Raw genomic sequence first — 17012 nt, forward strand, 5'->3', positions numbered from 1 at the left:
CGCCGGAGGGCCGCATGCTCGACGAGTACAAGCGCAAGGAGATCGTCGCGGAGTACTTCCGCCTGATCAACGAGGGCGGGACCGACCGGGTCCTGGCCATGTTCACCGAGAACGCCGCGATCGAGGACCCCGTCGGCGAACCGGTCCGGGCCGGCCGCGCCGCCCAGCGGGACTATGTGCGCGCCACGCTGGAGTCCGGCGCCCGCGTGCGGACGCTGCACGCCTCGGCCGGGCAGGACGGCCGCCAGGTCGCCGTGCCCGTCGTCGTCACGACGGGCGCCGCCGTGCTGGACGCCATCAGCGTGTTCACCATCGACGCGGCCGGGCTGATCGAGAACCTGCGCGTCTTCTCGGGATCCGCCCGCGACCAGGATTGATTCCCGAACGCACCGCGCCCCGCCCCGAGACGAACTCGGTGGCGGGGCGCGGTGCGTGAGGGGTGGGCGGGCAGGGTCAGGGGAGGGGGCCGAGCAGCCGGCCGGTGCCCTCCTCGGTGATCGTGATGGCCTCCAGCGGGCAGTTCTCGCTGGCGTCCAGCACCTGCTCGTCCGGCGCTATCACCGTCCGGAGCGGCCGCGAGACATGGTCCACCAGGTCGAACGTGTCCGGCGCGGCGTGCGCGCACATCCCCGTCCCGGAGCAGCGTTCCGCGTTCACGGTCACCCGCCAGCGAGGGCCGGTCGTCTCGTCCATCGCGCCGCCCGTCACCATGTCACCGGCAGCGTCTCGGGCCCGCGGGTCAGCAGGCTGGCCCGCCAGCGGATCGCGTCGTCGTCGCCGGCCAGCGCCAGCCGGGGGAAGCGGTCCAGCAGCGTCTCCAGCGCCACGTTCAGCTCCATCGTCGCGAGCTGCGCGCCCAGGCAGTAGTGGATGCCGTGTCCGAAGCTCATGTGCGAGCTGGCCTTGCGCCCGATGTCCAGGGTCTCCGGGTTCTCGAAGACCTCCTCGTCGTAGTTCGCCGAGTTGACATGGACGAAGATCGCCTCGCCCTTCTCGAAGACATGCCCGCCGATCTCCACCGGCTCCATCGCGATCAGCGCCTCGTGGTGCCCGCTGCCGGTGCCCATGAAGCGCAGCAGCTCGTCCACCGCGCCGCGGATCATGCCCCGGTCCGCGCGCAGCCGCGCCAACTGGTCGGGGTGGCGCAGCAGGGTGTAGATGGAGTTGGTGATCTGCGTGGCCGTCGTCTCGTGGCCGCCGGTCAGCAGCACCAGCGAGATCGAGACCAGCTCGTTCTCGTCCAGCCGGTCCTCGTTGTCCCGCGCGTGGACCAGCGCGGTGAGCATGTCCTCGGTCGGCTTGGCGCGCCGCTGCGCGATCAGGTCCCTGATGTAGGCGATCAGCTTGCCCGCCCGGTTGGCGAACTCCTCGTGCGGCAGGGTGTCGGCCAGCATCATCGCGTCCGCGCCCTCGCGGAAGATCGCCCGGTCCGCGTAGGGCACGCCCAGCAGCTCACAGATGACGCGCGTCGGCAGCGGCCAGGAGAACGATGCCGCCACATCGCCCGGGGCGGGCTTCGCGGCCAGTTCGTCGGCCAGCTCGCCCGCGATGACCTCCACCCGGGGACGCAGCGCCTCCACCCGGCGCTTGGTGAACGCCTTCCCGATCAGCTTGCGCAGCCTCGTGTGGTTGGGCGGATCCATGTACATGATGCCCTCGGGGCCGACCAGCATCTCGTGCCGGCGCGGCACGTCCGCGTGCACCGTTGCCGCGCGGCTCAGCCGCGGGTCGGCCAGGGCCGCGCGCACGTCGTGGTACCGGGTGAGCAGCCATGCCTCGCCCCCGTAGGGCAGGCGCACCCGGCTGATCGGCTCCTCCCGGCGCAACTCGGCGAGAATGGGCTCCAGTTCGAGCTTGTCGATCTGATCGACAAACGGGAAATCCCGCACAGTGCCCTTCTTGTTGGGCGCGGTCATGTCCATCCCTTCACTCCTGCCCGGGGTCGAGCAGTGACAGGTCCGACTTCCCCCAGTAGATCCAGACGGCCTCGAACAGCTCGTCCGGGCCGACCCGGATGATGCTCGTCAGGCTGAACTTGATGCGTTTCCGGTACGGATCGTCCGGCGTGCCCAGATAACCGTGCCGGGTCAGCGTCGGCCCCAGCGGCAGATAGTTCATGTAGGCGGCCACCGGAATCGCGACATGCCGACCGTCGCGGGCGGCGACCGGAGTGCCGGGAATATCCACGGTCTTGGCCGCGCAGGCGCGTTCCAGATGCACGCGCAGCTCATCGAGCCCGAACAGCGGGGGAGAGCCCACCGGGTCCTCGAAACGTGCGTTCTCGGTAAACATCTTCAGTATCTCGTCCACATTGCCGCTGGTCATTCTGCGGCAGTATTCGCGAGCCAGTTCCTGCAACGTGACAGCATCCAGCATGGATTTCTCCTAGCGCACCGCGGGCCCGGGGGCCGCGTCGTCCACGAGGGCGACGTCCGTGCGCCCCCAGATGCCCTGCATCTCCTCGATCAGCCCGTCCGCGCCGGCCCGGACCAGCATGATGAAGTGGCAGCGCATCCGCTGGCCGACCGGCCGCCGCGGCGTGGGCAGGATCCCCATCCGCGTCAGCGACGGACCCAGCGGCAGGTAGTCCATCGTCGCGGCGATCGGCACAATGGCCTGCTGGGAATTGCGGTTGGCCACCGGAGTGCCGGGGATCTCCACGGCGTTGCTGGCCAGGGCACTGTTCCCGTGGGCCCGCAGCGCCTCGCGGCCGTAACGCATTCCGCTGCCCACCGGATCCTCGAACCGGACATCGGGGGAGTACAACCGGAGCAGGCCCTCGATATCACGGTCGTTGACGCGCCAACAGTGCTCCAGAATCAGATCCTTCAGGGCCGGCTCGTCCAGCATGGAATCGTCTCCTTCCGATTCTGACACGCTCTCGCGGCAGCCCCGGCCGAACCAACCCCAAATTCGGGCGGGCGCACTCCTATTCACATAGGGGGGCGGGTAGGGGTTCAAATGTTTCGGGCCCACTGGATAGCGTGGCGAGGAGTTTGACGGAAGGGTTGTGCAGATGTCCGGAGAAACACACGCCGTCGTACTCGGGGGCGGACTGGCGGGAATGCTCGCGGCCACCGTGCTGGCCCGGCACATGGCCGCCGTCACCGTGGTGGAGCGCGACGTGCTCCCCGACGGGCCGCGCCAGCGCAGGGGAGTGCCACAGGCCCGGCACGCCCATCTGCTGTGGTCGGGCGGCGCGCGGGCCATCGAGAGCCTGCTGCCCGGCACCGCCGAGCGGCTGCTCTCCCTGGGCGCCCACCGCCTGGCCGTGCCGCGGGACATCGTGTGGTTCACCCCCTACGGCTGGCAACGGCGCCTGCCCGGCTCGGAGTTCATGTTCACCTGCGGCCGTCCGCTGCTCGACTGGGTCGTCCGCGACCAGGCCCTGAACGACAAGCGCGTCACCGTGCTGGCCGAGACCGAGGCCGTGGAGCTGACCGGCACGGCCGACCGGGTCACCGGCGTGCGCGTCCGCGGCGCGAACGGCGACACCGCCGACCTGCCGGCCGACTTCGTCGTGGACACCGCCGGCCGCGGCTCGGCCATGCGCCGCTGGCTGGGCGCGCTCGGCCTGCCGCCGGTCGAGGAGGACGTCGTCGACTCCGGAATCGCCTACGCGACCCGCGTGTTCCGCGCGCCGCCGGCCGCCGCCGGAGGCTTCCCCATGGTCAACGTCGCCGCCGCCCCCGGCGTCGGCAAGCCCGGCCGCAACGGCGCGCTCGCCCCCATCGAGGACGGCCGCTGGCTCGTCACCCTCGCCGGCACCCGCGGCGCCGAACCCACCACCGAGGACGACGCGTTCCTCGACTTCGCCCGCTCGCTGCGACACCCCGTCATCGCCGAGCTGCTGGAGCGCGCCGAACCGCTCGGCCCGGTCACCGGCTCCCGCAGCACCGTCAACCGGCGCCTGCGCTACGACCGCATGCCCCACTGGCCCGACGGCCTGCTGGTGCTCGGCGACGCGCTCGCCGCGTTCAACCCCATCTACGGCCACGGCATGAGCAGCGCCGCGCTCGGCGCGCTCGCCCTGGACCGGGAGCTCGCCCGGGGCCGGCTGGCCCCCGGCACCGCGCGCGCCGCCCAGCGCGCCGTGGCCGAGGCCGTCGACGACCCGTGGATGCTCGCCACCACCCAGGACATCTGCTACCCCGGCGTCCGCGTCGACTCCACCGACCCGCGCATCGCCTCCCGCCCCCCGGAGCAGCAGCAGTACACCGACATGGTCAGCACGGCCGCGCTGTACGACCCGGTCGTCAGCGCCGCCGCGATGCGCGTGACGGCGCTCGCCGCGCCGGTCAGCCTGCTCCAGTCCACCAAGGTCGTCATGGCCCTGCGCACCGCCGCCCGGCACCAGCCCCTCACCGCGCCTCCGTTCAGCGTCGCCGAACGCGCCCGGCTCGACGGCGACGCCGCCGCGGCCCTCACCACCACATGACGCCGATGAGCACCGGACCGGACACCGCCACGCGCCTGTTCTGCCTGCCCTGGGCCGGCGGCGGGGCCGCCGCGTTCCAGCGGGGCTGGCCGCGGCACCTGGTGCCCGGACTCGAGGTGCACCCCGTCGAACTGCCCGGCCGGGGCGCCGAGTTCGACGAGCCGCCGGCCCGCCGCCTGGAGACGCTGCTGGACTTCCTGGAGAAGCGGCTCACGCCGCTGCTGGGCGAGCCCTACGCCGTCTTCGGGCACAGCATGGGCACGCTCGTCGCCTTCGAGCTCACCCGCAGGTTCGCCGCCGCGGGACTGCCGCTGCCCCGCCACCTGTTCCTCTCCGGCAGCGGCCGGCCCGGACAGGCGGCGACCACGCTGAAACCGATGTACCTGCTGCCGGAGGACGAGTTCCGCGCCTGGCTGTACGAGACCGGGGGCACTCCCGCAGAGGTCTTCGACAACCCGGAGCTGCTGGACCTGCTCTCGCCCATGGTGCGCGCCGACTTCGAGCTGTGCCACACGTACCGGTACCGGCCGGGGCCGCCGCTCGCGATGCCGCTGACCGTCTTCGGCGGCGACGCCGACCCGTTCGTCCCCGTGGCGGCACTGCGCGAATGGGCCGAACTGACCACCGGCCCCTGCGAGCAGGTCGTCCTGAGCGGAGGCCACTTCGCCTTCCGGGACCAACTGCCCCGGGTACACGCCCACATCGTCGCGACCCTGCGGCCGGCCCCGGCGGATCGTTAGACCCTGCCCCGGGGCCGGCCGGCTCCGCCGGCTAAAAGCGCAGGCGGACCAGGCGGTCGAGGCGCAGCAGGCGGCGGGAGCGCCGCATCAGCCGGCTGATCAACCGCTCCGTCGGCCCCATCCGGTCGATGTCCGGCGACTCGACGGGCGCCAGCTCCGCCACGAACGACAGCCGCGGATGCCACGCCTCCAGGTCCGTCGGCTCGTCCACGCCCCACTGGAACGTCACCCCCAGCGCCCGGACCGCGGGGTGGCTGCGCTGGAGCCGCAGCGCCAGCGGGTTGAACGCGTTGAACCCCAGCTCGCCGCCGGGGAAGTGCGTGACCAGCCGTACGAACAGGTCCCGCACCTCCTCCTCCGTCAGCGTCATCAGCAGCCCCTCGGCGGCCACGAACACCGGCCGGTCGCGCGGTATGTCGTCCAGCCAGCCCGGGTCGCTCACCGAGGCCGCGATGACGGAGTGCGCGCCGTTCACCGGCGCCAGGGCCGGGATCCGCTCCCGGATGGCGATCACCTCGGGCAGGTCCAGGTCGTACCAGCGGACGCCGGGTCCCGGCGCGATGCGCCGCGCCCGGCCGTCCAGCCCGCAGCCCAGGTCGAGCACGGTCGCCTCGGGGTTTCTGCCGAGGAACTCCCTGATCCAGCCGTCCAGTTGCTTGGCGCGAATGGCCACGCCCACCCGGTCGCCCTTGGTGTACTTCGACTTCGCGTCGTACGAAAGGGTGGCCACGACCGCCTCGGCCGTGCTGTCGCCCAGGATGGGGCGTCGCGACTGGTTGTCCTCCGCCCGCGCCCGCGGACCGGGCACCAGAATGTGATGTTTCTTGTCCAACGGGACCTTCTCGACGTCCATCCGTTCTTATTCCTTCCCACAGGGCAGCAAGGCTGTGTCGGCGACCGTATGCTGTCCTCCCCCGGGCGCATCAGTGGCGGCACGTCAGGGAGCCGCCAATACGGGGGAACTCTGGGGGCGCCCCGTATCCCCTTAGGGGTCACTCGCCGCTTTCTAGGGGCCTTTTTTCTTGTTTTCGAAGGGCCCGCCGTGCGACCTTGGTTCCCGATCGCTGCCACGTGCCAACTGCGGCTTTGGCCCCTCCTCGCATTCGATCCATCCTCGCATTCGATTCAACCCCCACATTCATTCCGACGAGTCCTCATTTCCCTTCGGACATTCCACAGGAGCGTGGAGATGGCAAACAACGAAGAGAAGCTTCGCGAGTACCTGAAGCGGGTCACCGCGGAGCTCAGCCAGACTCGTCAGCGTCTGCACGAGACCGAGGCCGCCGCGCACGAGCCCATCGCGATCACCGGCATGGCCTGTCGCTACCCCGGCGACGCCGGCTCCCCCGAGGAGCTGTGGCGGGTGCTCGCCGACGGCACCGACGCGGTGTCCCCGTTCCCGGCGAGCCGCGGCTGGGACACGGCGAACCTCTACGACCCCGACCCGGACGCCCAGGGCAAGAGCTACGTCCGCGAGGCCGGCTTCATCCGGAGCGCCGACGAGTTCGACCCCGAGCTGTTCGGCATCTCGCCGCGCGAGGCCCAGGCCATGGACCCCCAGCAGCGCCAGCTCCTGGAGACCTCCTGGGAGCTGTTCGAGCGGTCCGGCATCGACCCCCACTCGATGAAGGGCACCCGCACCGGCGTCTTCGTCGGCGCCGTCTACTCCGACTACGTCACCCGGCTCAACCGCACCCCGGAGGGCCTGGAGGGCTACATCGGCACCGGCAGCATGGCGAGCGTCATCTCCGGCCGCGTCGCCTACACCTTCGGACTCGAAGGCCCGGCCGTCACCGTGGACACCGCCTGCTCCTCCTCCCTCGTGGCGCTGCACCTGGCGATGCAGTCGCTGCGCAAGGGCGAGTGCGTCCGCGCCCTGGCCGGCGGCGTGTCGGTGATGGCCAGCCCCGCCGCGTTCATCGACTTCAGCAGGCAGCGCGGCCTGGCGGCCGACGCCCGCTGCAAGTCGTTCGCCGCCGCCGCCGACGGCACCAACTGGTCCGAGGGCGTCGGCCTGCTCCTGCTGGAACGCCTCTCCGACGCGCGGCGCGCCGGCCGCCGCGTGCTCGCCGTCGTCCGCGGTTCCGCCATCAACCAGGACGGCGCCTCCAACGGCCTGGCCGCCCCCAGCGACCTCGCGCAGGAACGGGTCATCCGCGCCGCCCTCGCCGACGCCGGGGTCGCCACCGTCGACGCCGTCGAGGCGCACGGCACGGGCACCACGCTGGGCGACCCCATCGAGGCCCAGGCGCTGCTGGCCACCTACGGCAAGGACCGCGACCGCGACCGGCCGGTGTGGCTCGGCTCCATCAAGTCGAACTTCGGCCACGCGGGCCCGGCGGCCGGCGTCGCGGGCGTCATCAAGATGGTGCTGGCCATGCGGCACGGCGTGCTGCCCAAGACCCTGCACGTCGACCGGCCCTCCCCGCACATCGACTGGTCGTCCGGCGCCGTCGAGCTGCTGACCGAGGCCCGCCCGTGGCCGCGCGAGGACCAGCCGCGCCGGGCCGGGGTGTCCTCGTTCGGCGTCAGCGGTACCAACGCGCACGTGATCCTGGAAGAGGCCCCCGAGGAGCCGGCCCCGATCGCCGAGGACACCGAGAACGCCGCCCTCGCCGTCCGGCCCTGGCTGATCTCCGGCCGCACCGAGCCCGTGCTGCGCGCCCAGGCCCGAGCGCTGGCGGACTTCACCGAACGCGAGGACGCCGCCGCCCCCGCCGACATCGCCCACTCCCTGGTCGCCACCCGCGCCGAACTGGAGTGGCGCGGCGCCGTCCTGGCCACCGGCCACGACGCGTACCGCGCCGGCCTGCGTTCGATCGCCGACGGCGACCCGGGCCCCGACGCGGTGAGCGGCGCGGCGATCCGCGGCGCACACCGCCCCGTGTTCGTCTTCCCCGGCCAGGGCTCCCAGTGGGCCGGCATGGCGGTCGAACTGCTCGACGCCTCCCCGGTGTTCGCCAAGGCCCTCGACGACTGCGCCACGGCGCTGGCCCCCCACGTGGACTGGTCGCTCGTCGACGTCCTGCGCGGCGCCGACGGCGCGCCGCCCCTGGACCGGGTGGACGTCGTCCAGCCCGCGCTGTGGGCCGTGATGGTCTCCCTGGCCGCCCTGTGGCGCTCCCACGGAGTCGAACCGGCCGCCGTCATCGGCCACTCCCAGGGCGAGATCGCCGCCGCCTGCGTGGCCGGCGCCCTCAGCATCGAGGACGCCGCCCGGGTGTCCGCGCTGCGCGCCAAGGCGCTGCTGGCGCTCTCCGGCAAGGGCGGCATGGTGTCCGTCGCCGACACCGCGGGCGCCGTGATGGACCGGATCGCCCCCTTCGGCGACCGCCTCTCCCTCGCCTCCGTCAACGGCCCCCGCTCCACGGTCGTCTCCGGGGACCCGGAGGCCCTGGACGAACTCCTCGCCGCCTGCGCCGCGGACGGCGTCCGGGCCCGCCGCATCGCCGTGGACTACGCCTCCCACTCGCCGCAGGTGGAGACCATCCGCGAGGACATCGTCCGCGCCCTGGACGGCATCCGCCCGCGCTCCTGCGAGGTGCCGTTCCACTCCACCGTCACCGCCGACCAGTTCGACACGGAGGGCCTGGACGCCGAGTACTGGTACACCAACCTGCGCACCACCGTGCAGTTCGAGTCCGCCCTCGCCGGCCTGCTGGAGCGCGGCCCCGCGGTGTTCATCGAGGTCAGCGCCCACCCCGTGCTGACCGTCGGCATCCAGGAGACGCTCGACGACACCGGGGACGAGGCCGCGGTCACCGGCACCCTGCGTCGGGACAACGGCGGCCCCGCCCGCTTCACCCGCGCGCTCGCCGAGGCGTGGGTGCGCGGCGTCGCCGTCGACTGGGCGCCCGCCCTGGCCCCCGGCGCGCGCACCGTCGAACTGCCCACCTACGCCTTCCAGCACCGGCGTTACTGGCTGGACGCCGAGCCCGAGCCCGCGCCCGGCACCGGCCCCGCCGCCGAGGACGACATCGACGTCCGGTTCTGGCAGGCCGTCCATGGCCAGGACCTGACCGCCCTCAGCGCCACCCTCGAACTCGACGACGACGCCCAGCGCGCCTCGCTCGGCGCGGTCCTGCCCGCCCTCTCCTCCTGGCGCCGCCGCCACCACGAGCGCGCCACCCTGGAGAACTGGCGCTACCGCGTCATCTGGTCCCTCACCGACACCGCCCTCCAGATCACCGGCGCCGCGCCGGTCCACCTCACCGGCTCCTGGCTGGTCGTCGCCCCCGACGGCCTCGACGACGACCCGGCCGACGCGATCGCCGCCGCCCTCGTCCGGCACGGCGCCACCGCCCGGCTGATCCGCGTCCCGGCCGCCGACGCGGGCCGCGCCGGGCTCGCCGACCAGCTCCGGCCGCACCTGCCGGTCACCGGGGTGCTCTCCCTGCTGTCGCTGGACGAACGCCCGCTCGCCGGGCGGGAAACGGTCCCGGTGGGCCTGGCCGGCAACGTCGCGCTGCTCCAGGCCCTGTCCGACCTCGGCGCCGACGCCCGCCTGTGGTGCGTCACCGACGGCGGAGTCTCCGTCAGCGCCACCGACCGGATCGTCTCCCCGACTCAGGCCCTCACCTGGGGACTCGGGCTCGTCGCCGCCATGGAACACCCCCGGCTGTGGGGCGGCCTGATCGACCTGCCGGAGACGTTCGACGACAGCGTCGGCATGCGGCTTGCCGGGGCCCTGGCCGAGGACGCGACCGAGGACCAGGTGGCCGTCCGCTCCTACGGCGTGCTCGCCCGCCGCATGGTGCGCGCCCCCCTCGGCGACACCCCGCCCGCCCGCGAGTGGCGCCCGCGCGGCACCACCCTCATCACCGGCGGCACCGGCGGCCTCGGCGGGCAGGTCGCCCGCTGGCTGGCCCGCAACGGCGCCGAGCACCTGCTGCTGACCAGCCGACGCGGCCCCGACGCCCCCGGCGCCGCCGAGCTCAGGGCCGAACTGACCGCGCTGGGCGCCGAGGTGACGATCGCCGTCTGCGACGTCGGCGACCGCGACGCGCTGGCCGAGCTGCTGGCCACCGTGCCCGAGCGCTTCCCGCTGGACGCGGTGGTGCACACCGCCGTCGCGCTCGACGACTGCGTCATCGACACGCTCACGCCCGACCGCATGCACCACACCCTGCGGGTCAAGGCGCGCGGCGCCGACCACCTGCACGAACTGACCCGGGACAAGAACCTGTCGGCGTTCGTCCTGTTCTCCTCCGGCTCGGGCATATTCGGCTACCCCGGTCTGAGCAACTACGTGCCCGGCAACGCCTACCTGGACGCCCTGGCCGAACGGCTGCGCCGCGAGGGCCGCCCCGCCACCTCCGTGGCCTGGGGCACCTGGGCCGGCCCCGGCCTCGCCGAGGACGGCGGCGGCGAACGCGGCCGCAAGCAGGGCATCTTCGAGATGGCCCCCGAACTGGCCGTCGAGGGCATGCGGCAGGCCGTCGAGCACGACGAGGCCGCACCCGTGATCGCCGACCTGCGCTGGGATCTGCTGGGCCCGGGCCTCAGCCGCGACCGCACAATCCCGCTGATCGGCGACATCCCCGAGGCCCGCGCGGCGCTCGCCGCTCCGGGCCCGGCCCGGACCGAGACCGCGGCGGCGCAGGAGGACGCCCCGGCCCTGCGCGAGCAACTGCTCGGCCTGGGCGACCGCGAGCAGCACCGGGTGCTGCTCGACCTGGTCACCACCCAGGTCGGCGTCGTCCTCGCCCACGGGGTCACCGACAGCGACGCACGCCCCGTCGTGGAGCCGACCCGGCCCTTCAAGGACCTGGGCTTCGACTCCCTGAGCTCGGTCGAGCTCCGCAACCGCATCGGCGCGGCCACCGGACTCGAACTGCCCACCACGCTCGCCTTCGACCACCCCACCCCCGCGGCGCTGGCCGACCATCTGCACGGCCGCCTCCGCCCCGACCCGGCCGACGTCGCCGAGCCGGTCCTCGGCGTCATCAAGCAGCTCGAAGCCGCCCTCGACGGCCTCCCCGCCGCCGAGCTGCGCGAGGACATCACCCCCCGCCTGGAAACACTGCTGCGGAAATGGCGTGCCGGCGCCTCCGGTGAAACGCCCGCCGACTCCGGGGCGACGGATCTCACGGCGGTGAGCAACGACGAGATGTTCGAACTGATCGACCGGGAATTGGGCACCCACTGACCCGTTCCGCACCCGCCCCTCATTTCCTGATCGGGAGTGCCGCGCATGCCGAATGACGAACAGAAGCTCCGCGAATACCTCAACCGCGTCATGGTGGATCTCCGCCAGACCCGCCAGCGTTTGCGGGAACACGAGGAACCGGAGCCCATCGCGATCGTCGGAATGGCATGCAGGTTTCCCGGCGGCGCCGATTCCCCGGAGAGATTCTGGGATCTGATCAGCGCCGGCGGGGACGCCATCTCGCCCTTCCCGGCCGACCGCGGCTGGGACGTGGCGGGAATACACGACCCGGACAGCGGCCGGGCCGGCACCACCCGCACCGACCTCGGCGGCTTCCTCGGCGACATCGGGCAGTTCGACGCGGAACTGTTCGGCATCTCGCCGCGCGAGGCCCAGGCCATGGACCCCCAGCAGCGCCTGCTGCTGGAGGCCACCTGGGAGCTGTTCCCCCGCGCGGGCATCAGCCCCGACGCCGTCCGGGGCAGCCGCACCGGCGTCTTCATCGGCGCCTCCGCCTCCGACTACGGGCAGGACATCGCCGTCATGCCCGACGACGTCGAGGGCTACCTCGCCACCGGCAAGGCCCCGAGCGTCGTCTCCGGGCGGATCGCGTACACGTTCGGTCTGGAGGGGCCGGCGGTGACGGTGGACACGGCGTGTTCGTCGTCGCTGGTGGCGCTGCACCTGGCGGTGCAGGCCCTGCGGAACGACGAGTGCTCGCTTGCGCTGGCCGGCGGCGCCACCCTCATGTCCACCCCCGGCCTGTTCATCGACTTCAGCAAGCAGGGCGGACTGGCCGGCGACGGCCGCTGCAAGGCGTTCGGATCCGCCGCCGACGGCACCGGCTTCGCCGAAGGAGTCGGCGTTTTGTTGGTGGAGCGGTTGTCGGATGCGGTGCGGTTGGGGCATCGGGTGTGGGCGGTGGTGCGGGGTTCGGCGGTGAATCAGGACGGTGCGTCGAATGGGTTGACGGCGCCGAATGGTCCGTCGCAGGAGCGGGTGATTCGTGCGGCGTTGGCGGGGGCGCGGTTGTCGGGTGGGGATGTGGATGTGGTGGAGGCGCATGGGACGGGGACGTCGTTGGGGGATCCGATTGAGGCGCATGCGTTGCTGGCGACGTATGGGCGTGATCGGGGTGAGGGTGAGCCGTTGTGGCTGGGGTCGGTGAAGTCGAACATCGGGCATGCCCAGGCGGCGGCGGGGGTGGCCGGTGTCATCAAGATGGTGATGGCCCTGCACCACGGCGTGCTGCCCAGGACGCTGCATGTGGATGAGCCCTCGCCGCATATCAACTGGTCGATGGGTGCGGTGGAGTTGCTGACCGAGTCCCGGTCCTGGCCCGAGCTGGACCGGCCCCGGCGCGCGGGCGTCTCCTCCTTCGGCATCAGTGGCACCAACGCCCACGTCATCCTCGAACAGGCCCCCGAGCGGTCCGTTGAGCCGGCCGCCGAGGACGCCCGCCCGGCGCCCGGGCGGCCCGTTCCCTGGCTGCTCTCCGGCAAGACCGCCGCCGCCCTGCGCGCCGAGGCGGAACGGCTGGCCGCGTTCGTCCGCGAACGGCCCGAACTGGCGCCCGGCGACATCGGCTCGGCCCTGGCCACCACCCGGGCCGCCCTCGACCACCGCGCCGCCGTGCTCCCGGCGGACCGCGACGCCCTGCTGGCCGGCCTGGACGCCCTGGCCGCCGGCGCCCCCACCGGCGACGCCGTCACCGGCGCCGTCCGGCACGGCAAGACCGCCTTCCTGTTCTCCGGCCAGGGCGCGCAGCGTGCGGGCATGGGCCGCGAACTGTACGCGGCACACCCCGTGTTCGCGGCGGCCCTGGACGAGGTGTGCGCCGAGCTGGACGGCCAACTGGAACGCCCCCTGCGGGACGTGCTGTTCGCGCCGGACAGCGAGCTGTTGGACCGCACCGAGTACACCCAGACCGGGCTGTTCGCCATCGAGGTCGCGCTCTTCCGGCTGCTCGAATCCTTCGGCCTGCGCCCCGACTTCGTCGCGGGGCACTCCATCGGCGAGATCGCCGCGGCCCACGTCGCCGGGGCGCTGACCCTGCCCGACGCGGCCCGGCTCGTCGCCGCGCGCGGCCGGCTGATGGGCGCCCTGCCGCCCGGCGGTGCGATGGTGTCCGTGCGGGCCACCGAGGAGCAGGTGCGCGAGGCGCTGGCCGGCGAAACGGGCCCGGTCGCGATCGCCGCGGTGAACGGCCCGCACGCCGTGGTGCTCTCCGGCGAGGAGGACGCCGTGCGGCGCGTCGCCGACCGGCTGGCCGAACAGGGCCACAAGACGCGCCGGCTCCGGGTCTCGCACGCGTTCCACTCGCCGCTGATGGAGCCCATGCTCGCCGCGTTCGGCGAGGCCGCCCAAGGCCTGGCCCACGCCACCCCCGCCACCCCGCTGGTGTCCAACCTGACGGGCGAACAGATCCGCGAACTGACGCCCGCCTACTGGGTGGACCACGTCCGCCGGCCGGTCCGCTTCGCCGACGGCGTGCGATGGCTGGCCGCCCAGGGCGTCACCCACTTCATCGAGGTCGGCCCGGACGGCGTGCTGACCGCCCTGGCCCGCGAGTGCCTGGCCGACGACTTCACCGGCCTGCTCACCACCGCCTGCCGCAAGGACCGCGACGAGACCGAGGCGTTCCACGGCTGCCTCGCCGAGTCCTGGACCACCGGACTGCCGGTGGACTGGACCCCGCCGCTCCCCGAACGCCGCACTCCCCCCGTCGAGTTGCCGCCCTACGCGTTCCAACGCCGCCGCCACTGGCTCGAATCGGGGCCCGCGGGCGCCGGTGACGTCGCCGCGGCGGGCCTGGGCGCGGTGGACCACCCGCTGCTCGGCGCGCTCGTCCGCGCCGCGGCCGCCGACGAACTCCTCCTCACCGGCCGGGTGTCGGCCGCCGCCCAGCCCTGGCTGCGCGACCACGCCCCGCACGGCGTCCCCACGATCCCCGCCAGCGCCTTCGTCGAATGGGCCGTAGCCGCCGGCGACGAGGCCGGCTGCGGCCACCTCGCCGACCTGGCCGTCACCGCCCCGCTGGCCCTGCCCGAGGACGACGCCGTCCTGATCCAGATCACGGTCGGCACCCCCGACGCGGCCGGCCACCGGCCCGTCGCCGTCTACGCCCGCCCCGACGCCGCCCCCGCCGACATGCCGTGGACCTGCCACGCCGAGGGGGCCGTCGCGCCCGAAGCCCCCGCCCCGGCCGCCGAGTTGGCGAGCCCTTGGCCGCCCATCGGCGCCGAACCCGTCGAGGCCGCCGCCCTCCACGGCGACCCCGACCGCCCCGGCCCCGGAGGGCCCGCGTTCCGCACCCTCGCCGCCGCCTGGCGCTCGGGCACCGGCCTGTACGCCGAGGCCGCGCTCGCCCCCGGCGAGAAGGCCGACGCCGGCCGCTTCCGCCTGCACCCCGCCCTGCTGGACGCCGCCGTGCACGCCGCGCGCCTCGCGCTGCCCGCGCCCGCCCCGGGCGAGGTGCTGCTGCCGGCCTCCGTGACCGGCGTCACCCTGCACGCCACCGGCGCGTCCGTCGTGCGGATACACGTCGACGTCACCGGCCCGGACACCGTCTCCCTCACCCTCGGCGACCCCGCCGGCGAGCCGGTCGCCACCGTGGACGCCCTCACGCTGCGGCCCGTCCCGGCCGCCGAGCTCCGCGCGGCGGCGGCCGGCCGGCCCGACTGGCTGTTCCGCGTCGCGTGGGTGCCGCCGGGCGAGCCGGCCGCGTCGGCCGCGCCGCCCGCCGGGGACTGGGCCGTGCTCGGCTCCGACCCGCTCGGCGTCGGCCGGGCGCTGAAGGCGGCCGGCACTCGCGAACCGGCCGCCCACCCCGACGCGTTCGCCCTGAGCAGCTCCCTCGACGAGGGCGGCCCGGTGCCCGGCGCGGTGCTGATCCCCTGCGGCCCCGGACCCGCCGACCGGGACGTGCCCACCGCCGCGCGCGAGGACACCGCCCGGCTGCTGCGCACGATCCAGGACTGCCTGGCCGACGGACGCCTGGGCGCCACCCCGCTCGTCGTGCTCACGCGCGGCGCCGTGGCGGCCCGCCCCGAGGACACCGTCGGCGACATCGCCCGCGCCCCGATCTGGGGCCTGGTGCGCAGCGCCCAGACCGAACACCCCGGCCGGCTGATCCTGGTGGACCTCCCGGAGGGCGAGGTGACCCCCGCCGCGCTGGACACCGCGCTCGCCACCGGCGCGCACCAGGTGGCCGTGCGCGACGGCCGCGCCCTGGTGCCCCGGCTGGCCCGGGCCGCCCTCGCCGAGTCCGGTCCAGAGGTTGATGTGTCGTCGGGGTGGGTGTTGGTGTCGGGTGGGTTGGGTTCGTTGGGTGGGGTGGTTGCTCGGTGGTTGGTGGGGGTGCGTGGGGTGCGTCGTTTGGTGTTGGTGGGTCGTCGTGGGTTGGGGAGTGTGGGTGCTGGTGGGTTGGTTGAGGAGTTGGTGGGGTTGGGTGCGGTGGATGTTCGGGTGGTGGGGTGTGATGTGGGTGATCGGGGGGCGTTGGCTGGGGTGTTGGAGGGGGTGGTGGGGGAGTTTCCGTTGGTGGGTGTGGTGCATGTGGCGGGGGTGGTGGATGACGGTGTGGTGGAGGGGTTGTCGGTGGATCGGTTGGTGGGGGTGTTGCGGCCGAAGGTGGATGGGGGGTGGTGGTTGCATGAGTTGACGGCTGGGTGGGATTTGGGGTTGTTTGTGTTGTTTTCTTCGGCTGCTGGGGTGTTGGGTGGTGCGGGTCAGGGTGGTTATGCGGCGGGGAATGCGTTTTTGGATGGGTTGGCGGCGTATCGGCGGTCGTTGGGGTTGCCGGGTGTGTCGTTGGCGTGGGGGATGTGGGAGCAGGAAGGCGGTATGGCCGGTGCTCTGGATGACGCCGACCGCGCCCGCATGGCCCGCGGCGGCGTCCTCCCTCTCACCCCCGAGCACGGCATGGCGCTGTTCGATGCCGCCACCGCCATGGACGACGCCCTGCTCGTCCCCGCGCGGCTCGACATCGACCGGCTGCGCCGGCAGTTCGGCGACGGCGGCGTGCCCGCGCTCTACCGCGGCCTGGTCACCGGCCCCGCCCGGCGCTCCGCCGCGGCCGCCGGCCCGGACGCGGCCGGCGGCCCCGCCCTGCCCCAGCGGCTGGCCGGCCTCTCACCGACCGACCGCTTCGAGACGCTGCTGGACGCCGTGCGCACCCATGTCGCCGTCGTACTCGGCCACGCCGGACCGCACTCGGTGGAGATCGACCGCGGCTTCCGCGAACTGGGCATCGACTCGCTCACCGCGGTCGAGCTCCGCAACCGCCTGACCGCCGACACCGGGCTGCGGCTGCCCGCCACCCTGATCTTCGACCACCCCTCGCCCGCCGACCTCGTCACCTACCTCGAAGCCGAACTCCGCCCCGAATCCGGGCCGGACGCCACCGCGGACGCCGAGGAGGCCGCCATTCGGCGCGCCCTGGCGACAATCCCGCTCGCCCGGCTCCGCGAGGCCGGCCTCGCGGAGACGCTGCTGCGCCTCGCGGGCCTCGGCCACGCCCCGGACCCCGCCGCCGAGGAGGACGAGGACGTGTCGGGCTCCATCCGGACGATGGACGTCGACGATCTCGTGTCGATGGCCCTCAACCAGACCACATCCTGATCAGGCTTCGGAAAGCGGAGACCCCGGATGACCACTGCACGAGACAACGGCGACCGCAGCGACA

Annotated in this window: 9 protein-coding genes and 2 pseudogenes; 6 read left to right on the forward strand and 5 right to left on the reverse strand. The window is 73.5% G+C overall.

Annotated features, from left to right (window positions below; translation table 11 throughout):
• Window positions 1-14: 14 nt before the first annotated feature.
• Window positions 15-377 (forward strand): nuclear transport factor 2 family protein, encoded by a 363-nt coding sequence (locus tag RM590_RS12615; protein ID WP_311704589.1) that lies wholly within the window; start codon window positions 15-17, stop codon window positions 375-377.
• Window positions 378-453: 76 nt separating this feature from the next.
• Here RM590_RS12615 and RM590_RS12620 read toward each other — a convergent pair whose 3' ends face one another.
• The 4 genes from RM590_RS12620 to RM590_RS12635 are packed head-to-tail and all read right to left on the reverse strand — an operon-like array spanning window position 454 to window position 2850.
• Window positions 454-693: a ferredoxin gene (locus RM590_RS12620; protein ID WP_311704590.1), complete on the reverse strand. Its 240-nt coding sequence runs from the start codon at window positions 691-693 to the stop codon at window positions 454-456.
• A gap of 11 nt (window positions 694-704) precedes the next feature.
• Window positions 705-1922 carry a cytochrome P450 gene (locus RM590_RS12625; RefSeq protein WP_311704591.1) on the reverse strand — a complete coding sequence of 406 codons (1218 nt, stop codon included), beginning with the start codon at window positions 1920-1922 and terminating at the stop codon, window positions 705-707.
• A 4-nt stretch (window positions 1923-1926) separates the two neighbouring features.
• Window positions 1927-2376 carry a nuclear transport factor 2 family protein gene (locus tag RM590_RS12630; protein ID WP_311704592.1) on the reverse strand — a complete coding sequence of 150 codons (450 nt, stop codon included), beginning with the start codon at window positions 2374-2376 and terminating at the stop codon, window positions 1927-1929.
• Between the two features lie 9 nt (window positions 2377-2385).
• Window positions 2386-2850 carry a nuclear transport factor 2 family protein gene (locus RM590_RS12635; protein ID WP_311704593.1) on the reverse strand — a complete coding sequence of 155 codons (465 nt, stop codon included), beginning with the start codon at window positions 2848-2850 and terminating at the stop codon, window positions 2386-2388.
• A gap of 166 nt (window positions 2851-3016) precedes the next feature.
• Between RM590_RS12635 and RM590_RS12640 the strand changes: the two genes are divergently transcribed.
• Window positions 3017-4438: an FAD-dependent oxidoreductase gene (locus RM590_RS12640; RefSeq protein ID WP_311704594.1), complete on the forward strand. Its 1422-nt coding sequence runs from the start codon at window positions 3017-3019 to the stop codon at window positions 4436-4438.
• A 5-nt stretch (window positions 4439-4443) separates the two neighbouring features.
• Window positions 4444-5178, forward strand: a complete 735-nt coding sequence (locus tag RM590_RS12645) for a thioesterase II family protein (RefSeq protein WP_311704595.1) — start codon at window positions 4444-4446, stop codon at window positions 5176-5178.
• 31 nt (window positions 5179-5209) lie between these two features.
• Here RM590_RS12645 and RM590_RS12650 read toward each other — a convergent pair whose 3' ends face one another.
• Window positions 5210-6031, reverse strand: coding sequence for a class I SAM-dependent methyltransferase (locus RM590_RS12650; protein WP_311704596.1), 822 nt, complete (start codon window positions 6029-6031; stop codon window positions 5210-5212).
• 336 nt (window positions 6032-6367) lie between these two features.
• Here RM590_RS12650 and RM590_RS12655 point away from each other — a divergent pair, with 336 nt between their 5' ends.
• The 3 genes and pseudogenes from RM590_RS12655 to RM590_RS36235 form a co-directional block, all read left to right on the forward strand.
• On the forward strand, window positions 6368-11326 hold the full coding sequence (locus tag RM590_RS12655; RefSeq protein WP_311704597.1) for a type I polyketide synthase: 4959 nt from the start codon (window positions 6368-6370) through the stop codon (window positions 11324-11326).
• A gap of 36 nt (window positions 11327-11362) precedes the next feature.
• Window positions 11363-14971, forward strand: a pseudogene (locus RM590_RS36230) (type I polyketide synthase); the annotation flags it as partial.
• A 105-nt stretch (window positions 14972-15076) separates the two neighbouring features.
• Window positions 15077-16948: pseudogene (locus tag RM590_RS36235) on the forward strand (type I polyketide synthase); the annotation flags it as partial.
• Window positions 16949-17012: the final 64 nt, after the last annotated feature.

Origin of the sequence: Streptomyces litchfieldiae, from assembly GCF_031845365.1 — a bacterium.
Classification (GTDB): Bacteria; Actinomycetota; Actinomycetes; order Streptomycetales; family Streptomycetaceae; genus Streptomyces; species Streptomyces litchfieldiae.

Coding starts and splice junctions, on each gene's coding strand:
- RM590_RS12630 (WP_311704592.1), bottom strand. CDS start 2,376: ATGCTGGATGCTGTCACGTTGCAGGAACTGGCTCGCGAATACTGCCGC.
- RM590_RS12615 (WP_311704589.1), top strand. CDS start 15: ATGCTCGACGAGTACAAGCGCAAGGAGATCGTCGCGGAGTACTTCCGC.
- RM590_RS12645 (WP_311704595.1), top strand. CDS start 4,444: ATGAGCACCGGACCGGACACCGCCACGCGCCTGTTCTGCCTGCCCTGG.
- RM590_RS12625 (WP_311704591.1), bottom strand. CDS start 1,922: ATGGACATGACCGCGCCCAACAAGAAGGGCACTGTGCGGGATTTCCCG.
- RM590_RS12650 (WP_311704596.1), bottom strand. CDS start 6,031: ATGGACGTCGAGAAGGTCCCGTTGGACAAGAAACATCACATTCTGGTG.
- RM590_RS12640 (WP_311704594.1), top strand. CDS start 3,017: ATGTCCGGAGAAACACACGCCGTCGTACTCGGGGGCGGACTGGCGGGA.
- RM590_RS12620 (WP_311704590.1), bottom strand. CDS start 693: ATGGACGAGACGACCGGCCCTCGCTGGCGGGTGACCGTGAACGCGGAA.
- RM590_RS12635 (WP_311704593.1), bottom strand. CDS start 2,850: ATGCTGGACGAGCCGGCCCTGAAGGATCTGATTCTGGAGCACTGTTGG.
- RM590_RS12655 (WP_311704597.1), top strand. CDS start 6,368: ATGGCAAACAACGAAGAGAAGCTTCGCGAGTACCTGAAGCGGGTCACC.